Below are 21843 nucleotides of genomic sequence, written 5' to 3' on the forward strand. Positions count from 1 at the left end.
GTAGGGGGGTCACGTGGCGGGCGGGGTCCGGCGCTGCGGCAGGCCCAGCCCGGAGCGGAGGGTGTCGGCCAGCTCCGCCGCGACCCCGGTGCCTGTCGCCCCGCCCAGCAGGTGGCCGGCGACACGGCGCACCGCGTCGCGGAAGCCGTCGCCGGCGTACCGCGAGTCGGCGAGCACCGGGTGCGGCTCCGCCGGCAGCACCAGGGAGACGGCGCCGGCCCAGGCACGGGTGGTGTCGGTCGGGTCCGTTCCGTCGGGTGCCGCGTCCTCGAAGTCGGCGTAGGCCTGCGCCCACAGCCGCCGTGACGCCCGGGCGGCGGCCCTGTCCATGGTGTCCGACCAGGTACCGGGGCGTGTCATCCGCACCCGGAACAGGTCCAGCGGCGACAGCTCGCCCGCGGGCAACCGGCCGTCGCCGCGCAGCGCCATCTCGGTCCGCTGCCCCTGGGAGAGCGTGATGCCGACGGCACCCAGCTCATCCCGGCCCACCGTTTCGCCCTCGGCGGGCCCCGGCGGGGCGAGCGGCAGGTCCCCCTCGGTCAGCTGTCCCGCGATCCAACCGCGCAGGCCTGCGTCCCTCGGAACGACCGGGGTCTCTTCGTCCGCGTCGGCGGCTTCGTCCACGGCCTCGGCCGTGGAAGCGGCGGCCCGGCCGGTGGCGGGGACTCCGGGCGGGTTCGGCGCCTGCGGCACCGGGCGGTCCGGCTCGGCGACGGGCCGGGTGGGGATCGGCCGGACCGGTCCCGGACGGTGCGGGAGGACGGTGTGGGTGCCCGCTCCGCCTTCACGCGTCCCCGTGTCCGTGGCGGGCCCGGTGATCTCGTCGAGCAGTGCCTGGGCGTGCTCGTCGGGGAAGAGCCCGTCCCGAGCGACGTTCTCGCGCAACTCCTGCTCTGTGAGGGGATGGATGTTCCAGTACCGGCCCCAGTTGTCCGTGTAGTCCAGGGCCGGATCGTGGCCCGGTACGTCGTTCAGCGCCAGTTGGGCTCCGCGCATCACCTCGTGGACGGTGTGGTGGCCCACCGTCAGCGAGATGGCCAGCATTCCGGCCCGGATCAGACCGAGATCCAGGTCGACGCCCCACTGCTCCCGCATCCGGGCCGCCTGCAGCATGAAGCGGTACGTGGATCCGGCGGTGCCGGTCGCCACGAGGCCGCCCGAGTCCTCGGAACCGCCCTGGAAACCGGTGTTCATCGGGAGGTCGTACACCGACCTCGCCGGCATCCAGGTCAGCCCGGCCTCGTTGACCGCGAACCGGCGTTCCGCCGCGCTCAACGGCGGACGCGCGGTGTCCGGGTCCGCCGGGGTCACCACCGACAGTTGCAACTCCGCGACCGCGGCCTCCTTCTCCGCGAGAGGCATGTCCGACGCCTGGATCTCCATGGCCTGCCGCATGAACTCGGCGTAGACCTCCCGCTGCCGCCGGCTCGGCCGCTCCGCGGTGATCTCAGGGTGCATCTCCTCGGGGCCGCCGAGCATCTCCGGCACGAGATCGTTGGAGATCCCCTCGTACAGGAACGCCACGAGTTCCCGCAGGTTCCCGCTCCTCACCACACGCTGGAGCGCATCGCGGGTCTTGCCGACGACACCCGCCTTCGCCTTGTTGATGTCGCCGAACGTCGCCAGCTCGCGTGGATACCGCCGGCGCGCCGTCGCCCACGCGGCGCTCGCCATCTTCCGGAACTCCTTCGTCACCGCCTCGTGCTCGGCGAGATACTCACCGAGCCGCGTGTCGAAGGCGACGGACTCCTCGGCATAGCGGATACGCGCCAGGACCCACGGGGGCGCCTCGCTGTTCCTGCGCTCCGGGCTCGGCTGCGCGGAACGGCCCGGCGGCAGGGACCTCTCACGCTCGGTGGTGGTCACGGACTCCGGGGTCGCGGGCCGGGTGACTGCCGGTTCGGCGGTCGGCGCGGGCTCGGTGGTCGTCGGCGGCGTGGCCACGGGATCGCCGGACGGGGCCGGTTCCCCGGTCGGCGTGGTGCGGCCGGACGGCGTCGGCGTGACCGTGCGGTGGTCGTCGATGTCGATCGTCACCACGCGTCCGCGGGCGGGGTCAACGGCGCTGCGCATCCGCTTCGCGGATTTGGTGAGGCCGAAGTCCCTCACGCCGACGCGGGGTCCGTCCGCTCCCGCCTGGAAGGTGCCGAGGATCCGGGCCAGCCTGGCCGCGAGCGCCGTGGTGACGGCGTCGGCCCGCGCCCGGCCGCTGGCCTGTGAGCGGTTGCCGTGCCCGGTGACGGTGACCGACGGCATCGGCAGGCCGTGGGCGCGGTTCCACAGCCCCGCACGTGCCAGCGCGTGGGCGAGGCCGTCGAGCGTGTCGTCCGCGTCGGCGGGGGCGTCGTGCCGCTTCTCCTCGAAGTGGATCGTGCGCTGGTGCAGGCGCGGCGTGTGGCCGTGCAGCACCACCGTCGTCAGCGGGTTGGCCACGGCGGGCGAATCCTCGGACAGCAGGCTCGCGTTGATCTCGTGCGCCGACTCGCCCGGGCGCTTGCTGTACGCCCGGAAGAACCACTGGTCCTTGTTCTCGATCACCGGCGCGGCGGCCCGGATCAGCTCCTTGGCGCGTGATCGCGCCCCGTCCACCTCGCGCAGCGCCAGCGCGTGTTCGGGGCGGCCCTCGTCGAAGTACCAGGGAAGTTGCTCCGCCTGGTGGACGTCGGCGAGGGCCCTGGCCACCGACGCGAAGCCCTCCGTGCGGGAGATCTCCGCCTCGTCCGCACCGCTGCGCCGCAGTTCGGCGAGGCGCCGCTCGGTTCCGGCGGCCAGCGTGGTGAGTTCGTCCTCGCCGTAGCGGTCGAGGTTCTCGTCGATGACGTCGTCGAGGAGTTCTGCCGGGATCTCGCTCCTGGAGTGGGTCTCGTTCTCCAGCGTGATCTGATGCGTACCGTCCTCGGCCGCCAGGACCACCTGGGCAAAGTGGTACGGGGCGTGCGGGCCCACCCGGTCTCCGGGCTTGGCGTGGTTGTGCGTGAACAGCTGACCGCCGCCCTGGTTCGTGGTGCTGACCGACTGGATCAGGTAACCCTCGCCGACCCCCGCCCAGGCGTACTCGTTGACGCCGATACGTCGCGCGGCGGTGGCCAGCCGGGTGCGGGCCGGGTTGTCCTGGGGCTCGTAGCTCAGGGCGCTGCCGTAGCGCTCCCCCGGTGTGGGGGCACCCACCACACCTCCGGTGAAGCGGCTGTCCAGGCCCGTGCGGCGTGCGGCCCAGCGGGGGGTCACGTCGGTGGCGGGGCTCGTGCCCTCGGCGACGTCCGCCAGTGCCTCGGCGAGATGGTGGGTGCCGGTGACCTCCCGGCCGTGCATCCCGTTCACCGGGGCAGTGGCGACGATGCCGCCGGTGGGGCCCCGGAAGGCGACGTGGGACAGGGGCGCGGCTGTCACGCCGGCGACCATCTGGGCGAAGTCCCGTGTGAAGGCGTGCTCCGAACCGCCGGAGGCCGTCAGGAACTCCGGCTCCACCCGGAAGAGCGGCTCGCCGTACGAACCGTCCTCCTTGGGCAGCAGTACGCCCACCGACTCGTCTGCCTTCAGCCGCACCCCTGCCCCGGCCGCTGCCAGCCGCGCCGACGAGCGCTCGATCGCCGTGCGGGTGGCGTACACCTGCTGGCTACGGCCGGGATCGCCGTCGCCCGCCGCGTACATGGCCAGTGTCCGGTCCCCGGAGATGTGCAGCGGCGGCCGGTCGGCCATGAGGACGTCGCCGTGGTCCTGGCGCGGCAGGACCAGCGCGTCGGGCCCCGTGCCGTCCCCGGCCCGGACCTCTCCGACGGACCGCGGGAGCGGCAGGGTGAACAGGACCCCCGTGCCGCGCCGGTCGATGACGCCGTAGTCGCGCGTCGTCAGCGGCCGGGGGCGGCGCGCCTCGATCTGCCTCTCGCGGACCGCCTGATCGGCCAGGCGGTCGAACTCCGCGTCCCCGTCGTCGCTGCTGGACCGGTCGTCGTCGCTGTCCGGGTCGGACACGCTGTCGGTGTCGCTCCCGCTGCCGAGGTCACGGGCTCCGGGCAGGCCCCCGTCCTCCGGCGGGTCGGTCGAGGCCCAGCTCGCGCCGGTGTTGCCGTCGTTCAGGTCCAGCATGAGGTGGCGGGTCCCGGCAGTCGGATGTGTGGCCACACCGACCGGCGCCTCGGGGTGCCAGACGCGGCAGCCGGTGGTCCCGGCGACGAGGGACGCGACGATCGCGGCGTACTCCGGGGGGAGCGCCAGGACGATGTCCGCGCCTCGGGGCCGCCGGGAGTCGTACGAGATGAGCCTGGCCAGCTCTTCGGGGCTCTCGACCCAAAAGGTCCGTCCCGGTATGACGACTTCGACGCCGTGGCCGGCTCCCTCTGCCACGACCAGGTACGGGTTCTGCCACGGAGCGGGCCGCGGGACGACCCGGCCCCGGCCACGCACGGCGTAGGACGCGGTCTCGGGAGCGGGCCGCCCCGGTCCGGTGAAGTCGCGTCCGAGAGCGTTCCTGTCGTCGTCGCGCAGGAGCGTGCCCTCGTCCAGGGCGCCCCGCCCGGTCTCGATCTGCCGGTCGACGAAGTACGAGGCGAGGTCGTCGGTGCTCGCGAGGTCGTCCGAGGAGGCGTCGAGCGCCAGCGAACCCAGCAGCTGGAGATCCGCGGAGCCCGGCCGGGCTCCGTTCCCCATGTGCAGGACGTGCCGGGTGACGCGGATCAGGCCGTTGCGCAGCGCCTGCGGCGACGGGTTCGGGCCCGCCTCCGCCAGGACGAGGTCGTACAGCGCTTCGGAGGTCTCCGCGAGCCGGTCGCGCGGAACGCTGCCCAGCAGGGGGCCGAACAGTGTGTTCAGCCAGCCCTGGCCGGCCCAGACCGGAGGTTCCGCCTCGGAGTCGGAGTCCGTGTCGGACTCCGACTCGTCGGATGCCTCCGCCAGTGTGGGCAGGACGTTTCCGGGGGGAAGCGGAGGCGGCACGGCGCCGTCCGGACCGGTCTGCGGGGAGGCGGCGGGGAGCGACACCGGGTCGACCCATACCGGCTCCCGGAGCTCCGCCGTCGCGCCCGTCCTCGCGTCGTCCCAGCTCGTCCCGTCCGGCGGGGTGTGCGGCGTGATCTCGCCGGCCACGGCGGCCCACAGCTGGAGGTGGCGGGGGCGCAGTCCGCTCTGCGCCAGGCCATCGGGGGCCTGCTCGCGGAACGGGCCCAGCAGGCTGCCGGGCGCGTCGAGCCGGCCGGGGTTGCTCGCGTCGCGCGACTCGTCCCGCAGGAACAGCTGGTGCGCCAGCTCGTGCGCGAAGTCCACCGGGTCGGCGTCGGCCCACCACGCCCGCTGGTTCATCTGCTGGTCCCGGCCCACGAGTTCGACGGTCAGGTGGGGGTTCCGGTCGGGCTGGACGGGCTCGACGGTGACGTGCAGCCGGTCGCCGTTCGGCAGCGTGTGCCCCGGCCCGTTGTAGAACTCCTCCACGCCCTGGAGCACCCGCGTCAGGACGGCGTCCGTGTCGGCCTGCCCGTCCGTGGCACGGAAGGCGAGCCGCACGGTCAGGTCGGTGACGGTCTCGCCGCCGTGGGTGAACCGCCGTACGTCGAAGGCGGACCGCACGACGATGCGCGGCCGGTCGTCGACGCGGGCGCGGGGCGCGCCGGCCGGCGGCGGGGTCTTCGGAACCGTGGCCTCGCGGCGCTCCTGCCCGGTGACGGGCGTGTCACCGGAGTCGGCCTCACGCAGCGGAATGCGGACGGCCGTGTCACCGTCGCCCTCCGGCACCAGGTAGAGGGCCGAGGAGTCCGCCACGACCCGGTGGGGCGCGGAATCCTGATCGAAGTCCTCCATCACGAGCGAGAGCGTGTCCATGTTGGCCACGCGGCCGATCCAGCCGCTGTCGCCCCGCAGGATCGTGCCCGTCGCCCCGTGGACGAAGTCGTGGCCGAAGCGCGTCCACCCGTCCGGCGGGATCTCCTCCCCTCCGGGGAGCCTGATGTGCCCGGTGTCGGCGACCTCGTAACGGAAGGGCTCCGAGCGGGAATCGGCGGGACGCGTGTAGGTGAACCACCGGTTCGGCTGCGGTCCCACGGCGGCCGGCGCGTCGTCCGCGGTCGCGACGGCCGGGGCCTTGCCCTTCCCGGTGTCCGCGCTCGCGGTGCCCGAGGACACGTCTGTTGCGGCCACAGCGGCGGCGGGTACCACGGCGACGGACACGACTGAACCCGGCTCGACACCGCCGAAGCGGGGCCGCATGACGGTGACGGGGCGGCCGATGGGCCACTGCTCCGCGACCGGGTCGAGACCGTCCTCGCGCGAGCCGCCCGGCAGGCCTCCCGGCAGGGAGCCGCCGCGCAGCCCTCGGGTGGTGACGTGCCGCGGTCCTCCGCGGTGGTCGTCGACCGTGATGTTCACGGTGGAAGCCGCGGAGCCGCCGGTGGATGTCCAGCCGTCGCGCACCGAGACCGGCTCGACGGTGAAGCGGCCGACGGTGACGTGCGGCTGGGGCGTGCCGTCCTGGAGTTCCGCGAGCGCTGCGCGGAGCTCCTGGCGGAAAGAGGCCGCGACCGCCTCGGCACGCACCTTCGCGATGTCCCGGCCCAGGAGGCGGGCACCGCGCCGGCCTGTGACCTGGACGTCCGGCAGCGGCAGGCCGTTGGTCTCGTTCCACAGAGCCGTCCTGGCCACCACCTTGGCCAGGTACCGGATGGAGTGCTTCGCGCCCTCGGGCGTCTGCTGGACACCCTTGTCGAAGGAGATGGCCACCGGCAGTGCCTGCTGGCCGCGGAGCACGACGGCCGTCAGCGGATTGGCCTTGGTGGAAGGCCCGTCACCCAGCAGGTCCGCGTTGGCGTCATGGGCCGACTCGCCCGGGCGCTGCGAGTACATCCGCATGTCCCACTGGTGCTTGCCCGGAATGACCGCTTCGAGCTGTCCGATACGGAGCGCGGCGGCGCGGGTGGCGCCCTCCAGCGTCTTCTCGGCCTCGGCACGTTCCGGTGAGCCGGCGGGCGCCGCCAGCGCGTCCGTCCGGGCCTGCTTCGCCCTGATCAGGGCAAGGGTCAGGTCGTGGTAGCCGCGCAGCTCCACGAGGTGCTTGTCGGCACCCGCGTCCGGCCGCTTCTCGATCTCCTGGCGCAGTCGCGACGCGATCTCCCGCAGATCCGCCAGGTCGTGGTTGCGCAGGTTCGCCTGGACCGCTTCGCGGTGCCGGTGGTTGCGTCCGGAGACACGTGCGCGGTTCTCCAGCGAGACCTGATGGCTGCCGTCCTCGCTGGCCAGGACCACGGTGAGGAAGTGGTAGCCGTAGTGCGCGCCGCCGGGCCCCTCCTGCGGTCTGGCGAAGTTGTGCTCCAGGCTCGGCTGGCCCTGCTCGCCGGGGGACGCGACGGACTGCACGACGTAGCCCTCGCCGATGTCGGCCCACGCGTGCTCGTTGACCCCGATCCGGCCGGCCGCGTCCGACAGGGCGTCGCGCCGCGGGTCGTCCTCCTGGGCGAGGCTCAACGCGCTGCCGTACGGGCGGCCGGGCAGGGGACCGCCGTCACCGCCCGCGGGACGGTCGTCCTGGCGGACGAGCGCGGCCGCCCACTCCGGATCCGCCGTGTCCGGATGCGTGTCCCCGTCCGCGAGGTGGCCCAGCGCGTCGGCGAGGTGGTGGGTACCGGTGACCTCCACCCCGTCGGAGGCGTTGACCGGCGCGGTGACCACCGGGCCGGCCCCGGGGGTGCGGAAGACCATGTGCGAGGTGCGGGAGGTGTCGGCGAGCATGTCGGCGAAGTCCCGGCAGACCTCCTCGGTGGACCGACCGGAGCGCGTCAGGAAGACGGGGGTCACCTGGAACAGCTGCCTGCTGCCGCCGCCGGGGGTGGGCAGGATGACGCTCAGGTCCTGGTCGATGCGGAGACGCACCGCGGCGCCCGCACGCGACAGCTTGACCGACGCGCGGTCGACGGCCTCTTGCGTTGCGAAGACCTGCTGCCCGTACGTCCCGCTCTCGACCGCGAGCGTGCGGTCCGAGGAGATCCGCAGGACGGGCCGCTCGGTGACGAGCGTCTCGTGGTAGTCCTGCACGGGTAGGGCGAGTTCGGGTGCGTCGTCCGTGCCCGTCAGGGCCCGCGGGGTCTGCCGGCTCTCCCGGATCCCGCCGGGCCTGCGGAAGATCACGCCTGTGCCGGTGTTGTCCACGACGTCGTAGTCCGTCGTGGTCAGGGGCTCGGCCCGGCGTGCGTCGACTCCCTCGACGTGGCCGCTCCCGTACACGCCGAGCGTGCCCGCGACGTTCCCGTCGCTGCCGGCGTCCTGGCCCGACAGCGTGCTCAGCTCGTACGCCTCCTCGTCGCCCGTGAGCCCGGGGAGGTCGCTGCCGGCCGGGGACCCGGGCGAGGGAGGCAGCGGAACTGCGGCCGGGTCCTGCGGTGGTACTGCCGGGGCGGTACCGACGGGAGTGCCGGCCTGCGTCCTCGGTTCCGGTGCCGGGGTGCGGGGAAGCAGGGGGACGAAGTCGCCGCCACGGCGGCGGAGTCGGAGAGAGGGGCCGTCGGCGGTGGGGCCGGGGAAGGTGTGGGCGGTGCCGTTCTCCTCGACCAGGGTGACGGTGGTGCCGGTGGCCGCGGCGGCCCACTCGGCGACGGCCCGGTCGGCCTCCGGCCCCCAGGGGGCGGTGGCGAGATGGCGGCGCAGGTGGCCCTCCTCGGCTTCCGCGCTCGGAGTCGGCGCGCCCGGGCGGGTGTTCATCGGTGGCGGCGTGAAGAGGGAACCACGCTCGCCGGGGTCGCCGGGCAGTCCGTTCAGACGCATCAGCTGGGCGGGCGGCGCCCCGGCGCGGAGACGAAGCCGTGCCGCCTCGTGGCGGTCCGTCCCGGGCTGCGCCGCCGCCAGGTGCAGGGCCGTGGAGAGCGCGCCGAAGAAGCCGTTGCCACGCCCGGCGGGAGTGCCCTGCGTGTAGGTGGAACCGTCGGGGGCGGTGAGGGACCCGTCCCGGTCGAGGCGGAAGCGCGGGGCGGTGCTGTCCGCGGGCGGCATCCAGGGCGGGGTGACGTGACTGCGGTGCGCGGGCGGCTGCTCGGATGCGGGAAGTGCGGAGTCCGTACCCGCGTCTTCCTCGGTCGCCGGGGGCGGCAGCGGCGTGACGACCGGAGCCGGGGAGCCCGGCGGAAGGGCGGCGTGGAAGAAGCCGCCGGCGGCGAAGAGGACGGGGTCCGCGGCCGGGTCCACGGCGGCCGGGTCGGTGCGGTGCGGGAGGAAGACCTGAACGCGGCCCTCGCCGGTGACCACCGTGAGCGGGGTGCCAAGGACCCGGGCAGCGAGTGCGGGCAGCAGGTCGGCGCCGCCGTGATCGCCGGCTCGGCGCTCGGGCGGGGCAGGTTCGCCGTCCGCGGCGTCCTGGCGCGGTTCGCTCGCGAACGGGCGGGAGAGCGCCGCACCGGCCAGTGCCACCCGCTGTGCGGGGGTCGGCCAGACAGTCACCGGGAGACGTCCGAAGGCATCGAACTCGGCTTGCTGAGCAGCCGTCAGCTGTATCCCGGCCGCATCGATCTCGGCCTGGGTGAAGGTGTCCGCGACGTCCAGGGCGAGCGCGTCGAGCAGGTCCTCGTTGCCGTCCTGGCCCAACGCCCAGGCCAGGCGGTCGCGAGCGGCACCGACGGCCTCGGCCGTGACCGCCGGGTCGCCGGGGTCGCCCGCGAACCGGTCGGCGAGGTCGGTCACGAGCAGGTGGGGCAGGCGGCCTCGGTCCTGGGCGGCGGCGAGCAACGCGTGGAAGAACGAGGCGCCGTCGTGCGGCATGTCGTGCACCTCGCGCACCGTGGTGCCGTCCGGCGAGGTGAGGGTGCGCGGGGCGGAGCCGGCGCCGTCGGTGATCCCGTACGGCGCGGGCGCCTCGGAGCGCCATTCCGGCTCGGCGTACTCCTGCGGGAGGTCCTTCACCGGGACCGAGGCCGAGCCCTGGTGGTGGGCGGTGAGGCGGGAGGCGGCGAGGTGCAGCCGGTGGTGGTCCGCTGCGGCGGTGTCGGTGCGCTGCTCCCAGAGGTGTACTTCGTCGCGCGCGGCCTGCCAGGCGGAGACGGCCGGGGAAGGGGTCACCGCCTGCCCGGAGTTGTCCCGGTCCAGAGCGGTCTGTTCGTCCGCGCTCAGGCCGAGCCAGGCCTCCCGGGCCCGCGCGCGGGCGTCGTAGTAGCCCTTCTCGGCCGTGGCGAGGTCGCCGGCCGCCTTGGCCTGGCCGTCCCAGGCCGCGAGGACCTCGTCGGTGAAGGTGGAGTCGTCCAGGAGGCCGTAGTCGCGGGCGATGTCCTCGCGCAGCCAGACGAGCGCGGTGGTCCCGGCCTCGGCGGCGCGCGGCCCGCGCTTGGCCTTGCCGAGCGCGTGGAGCGGACGGCTCTCGGTGATCCGGTGGTCCACCTCGGCCACCGACAGCCAGCTCACCGGAAGTGCGAAGAGCATGCTCCGGTCGGTGACGACCTTGGTGTGGGTGCCGAGGGTGGTGTCCGCGGTGCCCTTGAGTGTGGTGCCGTCGTTCGTACCGCCGATCGGGGCCGTGGCACCGGGGTTGGTGACGCCCGCGTTGCTGTTGCCCGCCAGCGGCGCGGTGCCCGCCGCGCCCTCGACGTTGTCGGTGATGCCGGCGTCCAGCGCGTCGGAGGTCTTCGCCCGCTGCATGGCCTCCATGCGCGGCTTGTTCTCCACGGCGAGCAGGCGGGCCCCGTGGCGGTGCATCCTCGCGTAGAGACGGGAATCGGCGGTGTGGGACTGGCCGAAGAGGTGGGCGGATGCCTGCGTGGGCAGCGATGCGCCGTTCGCGCCGAGGGCCTCGCGGAAGCCGGAGGTCAGGCCTCCCTGGCTGGTGGCCTCCTGCTGGGCCTGGGCGGGGGCGGTTCCGAGGCCGGTGAGCGGGGTGAGTCGGGCGGTGCGGACGCGTCCGTCGAGGGCCGCGCCGGTGTACCGTCTGCCGAGGTCGCTGTCGCCGAGGCCGTCGGCACGGGCGGTGGCCAGGGTCAGGGCGTCCCGCACGTTGGCGGCGCCCCGGATGTCCACGGCGAGGATGCCGGAACCGATCTCGTCGTCGAACGGCAGGACGTCAGGATCGGCGCTGCCGCCGGTGTCTCCGGTGGATGTGCGCCAGGCGGCGATGCCCTCGGCGCGTGCCTGGTCGGCCGTCAGCATCCGTACCGCGCGCTCGGGCGCCGGCACGTCCTGCTCGGTGAGCGCACCGTCGGCGCCGTCGCCGTCCGGGGTGAGCAGGCTCGCAGGGAGGGTCTCGTGCAGGCTGCCGACGGGGACGGCGGCGGCGCCGGGGGCGAGCGGGTCACCGGTCGCGTCCGTCATGGCGACGGTCAGGGTGTAACTCGTGACGATCTCGGCGTGGGCCTGGGTGGTGGCGATGTTGGGCATCGCGGTGGTGCCGGAGGCCCGGGTCCGGACGCTCGACCGCTGCTTGGCCGCGGTGCCCTGGAGCGAGGGATTTGCGACGAGAAGGCCGCTGTCCGCCGCGCGCTCGCCCGCGCTGAGCGTCCCGTCGGCGCCGCGGTCCAGGGAGGTGCCGCCGGCGTCGTCGCGGGCGGTGGTGCGGTAGTCCTCCAGTTCGTAGCCGGTGCGCAGCCTGTCCACGGTGGTGGTGACCGGGGTCAGTTTGAATGTGACCTGTCCGGGGCTGCCGCCGACCGGCAGGTGGAACGGGCTGGTCCAGGCCCGGTAGCGGACCGGCAGAGTCATGCCGTCGGTCGTCAGCTCGTGCAGGTGCGCGGCGAGGAAGTCCGGCGAGAGCCGCTGGAGGACCTGCTCGCGGTCGTGCGAGGGCACTCCGGCCTTCTCCAGCCGGCCCATCAGCTGCCGCGCCACGGGGCCGGCGTCGAGCTGACCGCTGGGGTGGGTGGGGAATCGGCGGCCGCGCAGGTAGGGCGGCACCCGGTAACCGCCGCCGAGGTTGCGCGGGGTGGTGGTGGCGAGGCCGTCCGGGGCGAGCCCGGCCTCGATGACGTCCTGCATCGGGAGGTGGAACATCACCGCGTCGCGGATGCGCTGGAGCGCGGCGGCGGCGCGGCGCGGGGCGAGGCTGTTGCCGAGGCCCTCGGAGAGCCTTCCGGCCAGGGAGCTGACAAGGGCCCCGGCGCGGGTGCCCACCGCCCCCATCGCCGCCGTCCAGCGGTCCCGCACCGCGATGGTCTCGGTGGTGTCGGCGACCACCAGGTACATCCGCCCGGCGTAGCTGAGGGTGGTGTTGCGTCCCCGGGTGAGGGTCTGCGAGACGCTGCGGCCCTTGCCCCAGGCGTACTGCATGGCGGTCGAGTAGGAGCCGACGACCGCCGGCCGGCCGGGGGCCTGCTGCAGCGGCATGTCGGCGCCCTGGAGGCCGACGGTGGTGCGCGAGACGGTGCTCGCACTGCCGTTGACGCGGTGTTCGTTGCCGACGGTGGCCTCGAGGCTGGCCGGCTTGGGGTCGCTCCTGACCCGGAAGTTGCTCAGTTCGCCGCGGATCGCCGCCTTGAGGTAGTGCGTCCGGAAGGGTCCGGCACCGTTGAGGCCGGTGACACGGGAACCGAACGGGCCGAGATACTGGCCGAGTTGTCCGGCCACGCTGAGGTTGGCCATCGCCCGGCGCAGTGCGGTTCGCACCGGGGCGCCGGGCGCACTGACGTGCCAGGAGGTGTTCGAGGCACGGTCGGCGGTGTCCTGCACCAACCGTTGGCGCTGCGGGCCGCCCTCGGTGCTGAGGACCACGTGCGGGGCGCTCAGGAGCTTCTCGGTGAGCTGCCGGTCGGACGAGTCCGTCCTCGGCAGCGGGCGGATGCCGTCGAGGAGTTGGTCCGCCTCCGCGAAGGAGAGCTGCTGCGGTGCGTCCGGTGCCGGCCCGGCGGCCGGCGGGTCGGCGGGGGTGTGGCGCTCGGAGCCGTGCGCGGCCGGCACGGCGAGCTCGACCCGGCCCACCGTCTCGTTGCCCTCGGTGAGCAGAGGCCGTTCCTCGACCTTGCTGACGAAGACACCCGCGCCCAGCAGGCCGACCGATGCGAGCCGTGCCCAGCCGCGCGGCCTCCGGTGGCCCTCGAAGGAGGCACCCAACTTCACCTGGTAGCTGTAGAGATCGGCACCCGTCTGGAACATCAGGTGGTCGTGGGTGACCGCGACTGTGTTCCTGGTGGTCTTCGTGTCGGTCCGGGCGTGACGGGCCCCGACCGACGCGCTCCCGGTCTGGCGGGGCAGTCCCGCCTCGGGCACCTTGTCGTGGTCGCGCGGCGAGATGCCCAGCTCCACACCGCTGGAGAGGGTGACGGCTGCCTGCTGCCCCTGGCCGGAGACCTCGGTGCCGATCACCGCGTTGCGCAGCGAGCGCTCACTCATGGTGGTCTCGAACCGCCGGTCGGTGAGGCGCGCCCTGAGGACGAGCGTGTGGTGGCCGCGGCGCACCTTGCCGTCCTCGGTGAGGGTGACCGGCACTCCGGTGGTGGTCAGGTCGTCCAGGCTCTGCGCCAGGCTGGGCCGGTTCAGTGCCTCGCGCACCTGGCGGTCGTTGTGCAGCGCGGTCCGCATCCGCCCGTCGCCGTACCAGAATTTGGCCAGCCGCGGGTGCCGCAGCATGAGCGGCGGGGCGAACAGCGACGGGTACGAGTGGTGCAGCGTGTCCAGGACGGTGTCGGCGAAGGCCCGCATGGGGTCCTGGGGGGCGGGCTGGGCTGTCGGGACGGGCGACAGGGTATGCGACTGCTGGGTCTGGACCTGCGGCTGCGGCTGGGGCTGGACAGGGGTCTCCGTCAGTGGCTGCGGCTGGACCTGCGTCCGCGGTCGGCTGGGGCGGAAGCCCTCAGCCCGTACCTGACCGCTCAGGTGGACCGGGTCCTCCCGGGTGAGGTACCAGGGCACCGGCGGCTCGGCATCCGGGTGGGGGCCCGTACGGCCGGGGGTGCGGCTGTCCCAGCCCGCGAGGCGGCGAGCGTCCTGGGTGGAGATCCAGTCCAGGGTGACGACCCGGACCGGGCGGGCCGCCGACGGGAGCTCGCCGGGCTTGCGCACCATCAGGGTGCGCTCGACCCGGTAGAGCGCGACCGGGTGGTTGCGCACGCGGCCGGTCGTCTTCCGCGCGGCGTCGGCGCCGAGATGGTGACTACGGCCGGTGGAGAGGTCCACGCGGGCCAGCGGGCCGCCCTGCAGCCGTACGTCGGTCTCCGCGCCGGTGAGCGTGTAGTTGGGTCCGGCGGTGACCTGGAAGCCCAGACGGGTGTCACGGACGTGGCCGCGCTCGTTCTGGTACGTGGTCTGGGTGAGGTCGCGCAGCTCCGTCTTGACGGACTCGGTGACCAGTGTGGCCCGGTGCGCTACCGACCGCTCCACGATCAGGTGCCCCAGCGGGTGCTGTCCGCTGCCCCGGGTCAGCTCGGGACCGGTGACCGGCCCCGAGAGCCGGCCGAACAGTGCGAGGAGCCGGCCCGGCCTGACATACGAGACCAGAGTGCGGTGCGCCGAACTCCCGGGCCGCGCACCGGATATGGCGAGAGCCACGTCCTCCGGCGGGTCCGTCAGGTGCAGCCCCGTGGTGTCGGTGATCCGCGGCTCGGTCCCGTCCGGGAAGGTGAGCGTCCTCGGGGCCAGCCGGGGCCCCTTGTAGGGCACGGTGAGGTCGTCGGGGAGCCGCCAGCTGAGCCCGTCGCGCACCGCGAACTCCGCCGTGTGCACCTGGGTGCGTCGCCAGCCCGGATGGGTGGAGGCGGAGCCCGACGATACGGACGGGTCGCCGGGCCGGCTGTCCGGTCCGGCGGACGCCGGTGCCTCGGTGACGCGGTCCACCCGCACCCGGTAGTGGACGTCGTCCAGGTGCAGGTGTGAGCCCTCCCAGTTGCGCCACTCGGACTGGTTGTACGCCTGTGTGCCCTGCGCGAAGTCGGTCCTGCGGGTCCAGCCCAGTGAGAAGCCGAGCTTGAGCAGCCAGTTGAGCGGCGGGCCCATGCTCAGCCCGCCCGCGATCCGCCGCCCGAAGCCGACGCTGCGCCCGCCGCCCGTGCCTGCCTGGCCGCGTCGCATGGTGTCCAGACGGACGGTCGCACCGTCCACGTTGGAGAAGCGTTCCCAGCGGTGGTACGGGATGGCCTCGACTGTCATCTCGTGGCCGACCCCGGACTTCTCCCGTCCCACGAAACGCGCACCACGCGGGGCGGTGAAGGCGCCGGGCTGGTCGGTCAGCAGCCGCAGCAGGTCCGCCTCGTCGAACTGGGCGCGCAGCTTCGCAGGCAGCTTGCCCAGGATCTCCTCCGCAACCTGTTCGGGCGAGCGCAGGGTGGTCTTGCCCAGGCCGGTGAAGAGTCCGGTCCGGACACTCCGCGTGGCCCTGTCCGTCCGGCCGCCCGGTGTGCCGTCCGCAGGGTCGGCGTCCGGGCTGAGCAGGACCGTGGGCAGTCGGCTGCCGTCCTCGAAGGTGACGGTGGCCGGCGCCGGACCCGGCGGCCGGGCGTCCGGGCCGGTCATCAGCCGTGCCGGGCGGTGCCGTTCGAGCTGGGTCTCCAGAGGTACCCGCTCGCCACGGTCGGGAGTCTCGGTGCCGGGGCTGTCGAGGTCGGTGATCCCGCCCATGCTGCGAAGCCACTCCCCGAGGGGGCCGGAGCCGGGCGGGTCCTGGGCGGCAGGGTCCTGGGTGGCGGTCGGAGCCGACTCGGGCGTGAGCGGGGCCGAGGCCGGGACCAGTGCGTCGAAGTGGTCCCGTCCGTTGTAGGCCAGATGCAGGGCACCGCCCTGGCCACCCGGGTTGAGGGTGTTGACGAAGGTGCTCCCCGGCGCCTGCGGGTCGGGCTGGACGAGCCGCAGGTCGAGGTCGAGGGTGTGCGCCAGCGACTCCGGCAGCAGGTCGGCGAAGGGCGAGGCCCACAGCGCGGGGAGCTCGGCCGCAGAGGCGACGAGTTCCTTGGTGCCGAGCCGCCACGCCTCGGCCGGGGTGGGCGCCACATCGGCGAGGTGGGGGTAGTCGCTGTCCCGGAGGATCCGCCGCCATGCGGCGGAATCGCCGTCGGTGACGATGTCCCGAGCCGTCCGGTTCCAGTGCCGGGTGATCCGGTCCAGCTCGGCCGGGTCCTGGACCCCCGCGACGGCGCGCATCCGCAGGTCGTCCACCACGGCGAACACCGGGTCCGGGATCGCCACGGCCACGGCGTCGCCCAGCTCGGACCCGGTGATCCGGTCGCGCAGCATGCCACGCAGACCGGCGACGTTCCCCGCGGCCCACGCCGGAGGTATGTCCTGGCTGCGCGCACTGTCGAGCAGCGACCGGAAGAGGCAGTTCCCACCGCCGGGGGTGTCCAGCCGCCTGAAGGCCGCTCCGTCCGCGTGCAGGGTGTCCGCGGTACCGGGGGCAGCCTTGCTGAGGAGGGCCACGTCCTCGGCAGGGCTCTCCGGGCGGCTCTGCGGGGGCGCCAGGCCGGGTTTGCGACGGGCGAGTTCAGCGACGTCCTCGGGGCTCAGGGCGAGCTCGGACAGCGGCAGCGGGCTGTCGGAGAGCGACCAGGTGACCCGCGCGGTGGGCGCGTAGGCCAGACCGCGTACGTCCTCCGGCGAGACCAGGGTGGTCGGCGGGAGAGCGGGCGGTGGCGGGGGCAACAGGGCCTCGAGCGTGGTGTCGGGCCCGGCGGTGGAACGCAGCTCGGCCGCCGCGCGCAGGAAGTCGCCGTACTGCTCGGCCGTCGGTTCGGCCGAAGGATCGCCGGTGGTGGAGCCGGTGGCACCGCGACGGTCGGCGACCATCCGGCGCAGCAGGTCAGGGGTCATGCGGCCGTCGCCGTAGCGGGCCGCGGTGTCCGGGCTGCGCCAGCGCAGGCCGTCCACGAAGGCGATTCCTGCGAGGAGTTCCCGGTTCTCCGGGTTCTGTTCGGCGTCGGGGCCGAGTACTTCGCGCAAGGTGCGCACCTGCTGGAGGGTACGGGCCAGAGCGAAGGCGTCGGCCGGTTCCGGGCCCGTGTGAAGGCCCGCGTCGCGCGCCAGGCCCTCCAGGTCGGCACCGCTGGGCTCCGGCGTGAAGAGCCGCCACCGTCCCGGCCCCTCCGGGCCCTCGGTGAGCACCGCGCGTACATGGCCGTCCTGGTCCCGGGCCGTGCCCGCCTCCGTGGTCGGCGCGTACACCTGGCGTCCGGTCCGGTTCGCCACATGCTGGGCCACCGGCAGCCCGGCCACCTCCGGCTGCCGCCCGGTCTCGCAGGAGAACAGCACCAGCGGCCGGTCCTGACGGCCGCCCTGCGCCCAGGACTTGAGGACCTCGCCCAGTTGCACACCGCTGACCTTCACGGTGGGCCGCGCCGCGTCCTCGGTAGCGAGTGTGACGGTACGGGGGGTGCCGTGCGTCACGAAGTAGTCGGCGCCGCGCCCGGTGCCCGAACCGGGGAGTGCCGTCGGCGGCCCGGTGAACACCGTCCGGGGGGCAGGTGGGGCCGTGGTGGTCCCGGGTGTCGGAGCCCCGGAGGTGGTACGCACGCCACGGAAGGTCTCCTGGCCGAGCAGCGCCCTGCGCCCCGCACTCCGTCCCGTACCGTCCTCGGCCGGGCTCTGCGAGATGGTCAACGTCTGCACAGGTGCCCCCGGCCGGGGCCCCACAGCCGATTCCGGCACCAGGCGCCGCAGTTGCGCGACGGGCACTGTGCGACCGTCCAGGGTGGTGACGACCGGATCGCCCGAGCGGGGTGCGGGGGCGTTTCCACCTGTGGTGTCGGCGTCGCCGCGGCCGGGGCCCTGTCCGGCCGAGGTGTCCACGTCGCCGCGTCCCGACTCCAGGAGCGGGCCCGTCGCTGCCTGGTCCTGGGACGGGCCGGACCGGCCGGTGTCCAGGACACCGTTGCGTACCAGTGAGTCGACCATCTCCGGTACCGCGCGGCCGCCCTGGAACAGGCTGTACATGTTGTCGGGCACGACGGGGCGGAAGCCCTGTTCCAGAAGAAGTTTGGGCAGCAGGATCTGGACGTTGGAGCGCAGGTTGCCGTCCTGGAAGGGGTGGACGACATGCAGCGCGCGGATGGTCCGGGCGATGGAGGCGAGCTTGGCGTCGGCGTCGGCGTCGGGCCGGCCGGTCCGCTCGTAATGCTGCTGGAACAGTGTGTCGACGAGCCGGGGAGTGTCGTCCAACTGATAGTTGGTCGACAGCGAGGGGTTACTGCTCATGAAGCGGGTGAAGATGGTGACCGGCCCGGGTGAGGCCAGCCGCTTGGACCAGTCGTGGGTGGTCATGTCGTACACCAGAGCGCGGTCCGCGATGTGCTCGTCGAAGATGTCGGGAGCGAGGGCCTCACCACGCAACGGGAAATGAGTGGGAGGGCCGCCGGACCAGCCGATCGTCCGGTTGAGGTAGCCGGTCGCCAGGCCGTGCATGACCTGGTACGCGGAGGAGTCCATCGGGGCCGCGACCGTGTCGGGGTCGTCCAGGAACCGGGTGTAGGCCGCGACCATGCCCTCCTGGAAGCCTGGGGACCTGTCGTGGTCGTAGTAGGAGCCGGGATCGTCCGGGAAGGCGGCCAGCGCGTCGTCGTGGTTCTTGGGGTCGATGTAGAACTTCCACCACTCGCTCTCCGGCAGGAAGTCGCGCAGCGTCCCGCGCTGCCGCGTCCGCTCCGGCCGGTGCCCGTCGCCACGCCCCGACTCGACATGCAGATCGGTGGCCGTCTCCGTCAAGGGACGGGACGGGGTGACCGGTTCAGCCCTGCCGGAGGTGTCGGTGGCAGTAGCGGTCGTGGTGACCGTCGGCTCGCCGTCCGGGCCGGCTTCGGTGACGGTCGCGGGAGTCGGCCCGGACGGAAGCACCGTCGCGGGCACCGGGTCCGTGCCGCGCGGTGCGGACTCGGTACGGACCGGTTTCCCGGCGGGCTCCTGGCCGGACGGCGGCGTGGCCGTGGCGGCGCCGGAGGGCGCGGTGCTCTGCACGGCGGGGCGGGGCGCCGCGGTGGCGGGGGGCGGGCCGAGCGCGTCGGCGAGCGGCAGCAGCACGTCCGCGCCGGGGAACACGGTGTCCGCGGTGCCGTCCGGCATCGCGGTGGGCGGCGGGCCGGTGAGCGGGCGCACTCGGACAGGCGCACCCGGCCCTTCACGGGTCAGCTCCGCCGCTGTGCGTACCGGGCCTCCCGCACCGTCCGGCGCGACCGCCGGCCCGAGCACGACGGCGCGGTCGGTCCCGGCACCGTCCAGGAGCGCGACCGCCTCGGGCGATCCCTCCCCCGGCGGCGCCACCTCCGACACCACGATCGTCAGCGGCGCCGCTTGGGGCTCGTGCCCCCCGGCGCGGGTGGGACCTGCCTGCACATCGGTCGTGGCGGTGGTGTCGCCTGCGTCGCCGGCACCGAAGGACGATCCGACGGTGCTCACCTTCGGCGGGGTGGCGGCGAACTCGGCGGCCGGGTCGGTGGTGGTGCCGGGTGTGGGAGTGACGACGTTCTCAGTGGATTCGGATGCGCCCTCTCCCCCTGTCGGGTCGACGGCGTCCGGAGCGGCCGTCACCTCCGGAGCGGGTGCCGTCCGCGAGGAGTCGTCCGGCACTGCCTGTGAGCCGTCCCCCAGGGCCGTGACGTCCGGGGTACGGGTGCTCGGGGACTCGGAGGGGGCCGGGGAACTGCTGGGGGCGCCACCCGGCCGGGCACCGCCGCCCGTGCCGGGTGTCGCGGAGGCGGTGGGGTTGCCCGTGGCGACGGGAGCACCCGCCCCTTGACCTGAGGGCGTAGCCGTACGGTCGTTCTGTTCGGCCGACCCGCCCGGAGGGCTCGTGACGTCGGCCTCCGGGTTCCCGTCGGCCTCCGGGTTCCCGTCGGACGTCACGGGCGAGTTCTCCGGGGGCGACACGGTCGTGGTCGTGTCCCCCGGCGTCGTGTCCCCCGGCGAGGTCACGGCCGAGTTCTCGGGCGTCGTGGCTCCTGGGTTCTCCGGGGCAGTGGCTCCAGGGCTTTCCGGAGCTGTCACGGACGAGTTCTCCGGCACGTCCACGACCGCGTTCTCCGGCGGCGGAGCATCGGGGGCGGCACCCTGCCTGTCGCTTCCCGCGGCGCCTCCGGCGGAGTCGGCCGTGGTCGTCGTCGTGGGCGTGGTCGTGGTCGTGAGGGGGCTGTGGCCGTGGGTGTCCGGGGCAACCGCGAGCGGGGGGTCCATCGTGACCGGGGTGTCGAAGCCGCCGAGGGTGCGGCGCACCTCGTCGGTGTCGATCTGGGTGGCGGGGCCACTACCGGCGGGCACCACCCGCACCTCGGGCAGTTGTGACAGGTTGCCGTGCAGGCCGTCGCGGACGCCGATCTCGGTACCGCCGGGCGGCTGCTGGGTGCCGCGCAGCGCCGCGAGATCGTTCAGAGCCTGCTCACGGGCCTCGGCGGATCCGCTGTGGACCTGCTGCCACAGCTCGTTCTCGGCAGCGGTCACGGGCGGCGAGCCCGGGGAGTAGGCCGGCGGGAACTCCGTGGCGTACGGCGGCGGAGCCTGGGTGGTGTACGGCGAGTTCTCCCCGACGTAGGGCGGGGGCGACTGGGTGCCGGTGACGTCGCCCGGTCCGGTGGTCCGGACGGTCGGCGGGGGCGAGCTGAGCGCGGGCCCGTCGGCGCCCGTGGTGTCCCTGCGCGGGGAACCGTCGGTGCGACCGGAGCCGTCGCCGGAGCGCGGAGAACTGTCGGAGTCACCTGCGCCGCTCGGGACCGTGGGCGGCTGGGTGCCCAACTTGTCGATGATGTGACGCAGTTCAGCGGCGCTGTTCACGGCGGTGTCGGTGAGCGTGGACTCGACCTGGCTGCTGATGCCCGCACCCACGAATGTGGACCAGCTGGTGGACCAGTCGCCGTCGAACGCCCCCTTGATCAGGATCTCGGCGAGCGCCTCCCCGGAGCCGGCTGCGAGGAAGTCGGTTGCCCCCTTGAGCCCGTAGTACCCGGCCAGCGCGCCCGGCCGGTCGGCGTTGTCGAGCAGGATCCGGTTGTTCCGCCACAGGTTGAGGTTGTTCTGGAAGGAGAGCGGATCGTTCCGGAAGGTGACCGGCGGGGTGTTCGAGAGGTTGGGACCGTTCGCGTACGGGGTGGGGCTCGGGGTCGGCCTGGGGCTGGGAGTCGGGGTGGGGGTCGGCGCGGGGGTGGGGGTCGGCTTCGGGGTGGGGGGCGGCGTCGGGGTGGGGGTCGGAGTGGGGTTCGGGCCGATGTTGTTCTTGGGGTCCGGGCCAGGGGTGTTCCCCAGGTTCGGGTTGTTCTTGAAGCCGAGGTCCGGCCCGTTCTTCAGGAAGTTGTTGCCGTAGCCGTTGACGATGTTCTTCGCGAAGCCGTCGAAGATGCTGGTGAGGCCGCCGGCCGCGGCCCCGAACGCAGCGGACTTGAGGATGGCGTCCAAGTCGAAGCCGTCGGGACGGCGGCCGTCCGGGGCGAAGTTGATCATCGCCAGCCGCACCGCGAAGGTGGTGAACGCTTCGGCGAGCGCCTCGGTCAACGAGGGCGCCAGGTGCAGCCGTTGGAGCAGATGACTGAGCGTGGTGAGGATGAAGAACCGGCTGCGCAGCTTGGCCAGCAGGATCTGGCTGGCCGAGGCGCCACCGGTGAAGAAGGACATCGCGAGGTAGATGGCGATCTCGATGAGCAGCCGGATGATTTCGGCGATGACCTGCCACTTGGACTCCATGATGTCCATGGAGGTCTTGCGCCGGCCTTCGGCGATCAGGTCGAGCTGCCCTGCGAAGTCCTTCAGGTAGTTCTTGCCGCCGTCGTCGACGAGCATGCCCATCGCCTGGCCGTACGACTTGGAGAGGTCGTCCGGCATGGACTCACCGATGTCGTGGATCGACTTGTCGATCAGTGCGGAGAGTCTCTCCAGCTTGCGCCCCAGTCCGGAGTAAGGCAGACGGCTGTCGAAGGCGAGGTCCTCGTCGGCGTCCAAGAGCCTCTGCCCGGTGAGGAGGAAGATCATCTCGTCGACCACGGACGGCACATGAATGCTCATCGG

1 protein-coding gene is annotated in these 21843 nt (G+C 73.6%); it reads right to left on the reverse strand.

The window, feature by feature from the left end; all coding sequences use genetic code 11:
• Window positions 1-9 precede the first annotated feature (9 nt).
• Window positions 10-21840: a hypothetical protein gene (locus tag ACIBCU_RS14505; protein WP_399231573.1), complete on the reverse strand. Its 21831-nt coding sequence runs from the start codon at window positions 21838-21840 to the stop codon at window positions 10-12.
• Window positions 21841-21843: the final 3 nt, after the last annotated feature.

It is taken from the genome of Streptomyces sp. NPDC051064, assembly GCF_044455985.1.
In the GTDB taxonomy this organism is placed as follows: Bacteria; Actinomycetota; Actinomycetes; order Streptomycetales; family Streptomycetaceae; genus Streptomyces.

Bases quoted from the DNA above. Each gene is read 5' to 3' on its own strand.
- ACIBCU_RS14505 (WP_399231573.1), bottom strand. From the start codon at position 21,840: ATGAGCATTCATGTGCCGTCCGTGGTCGACGAGATGATCTTCCTCCTC.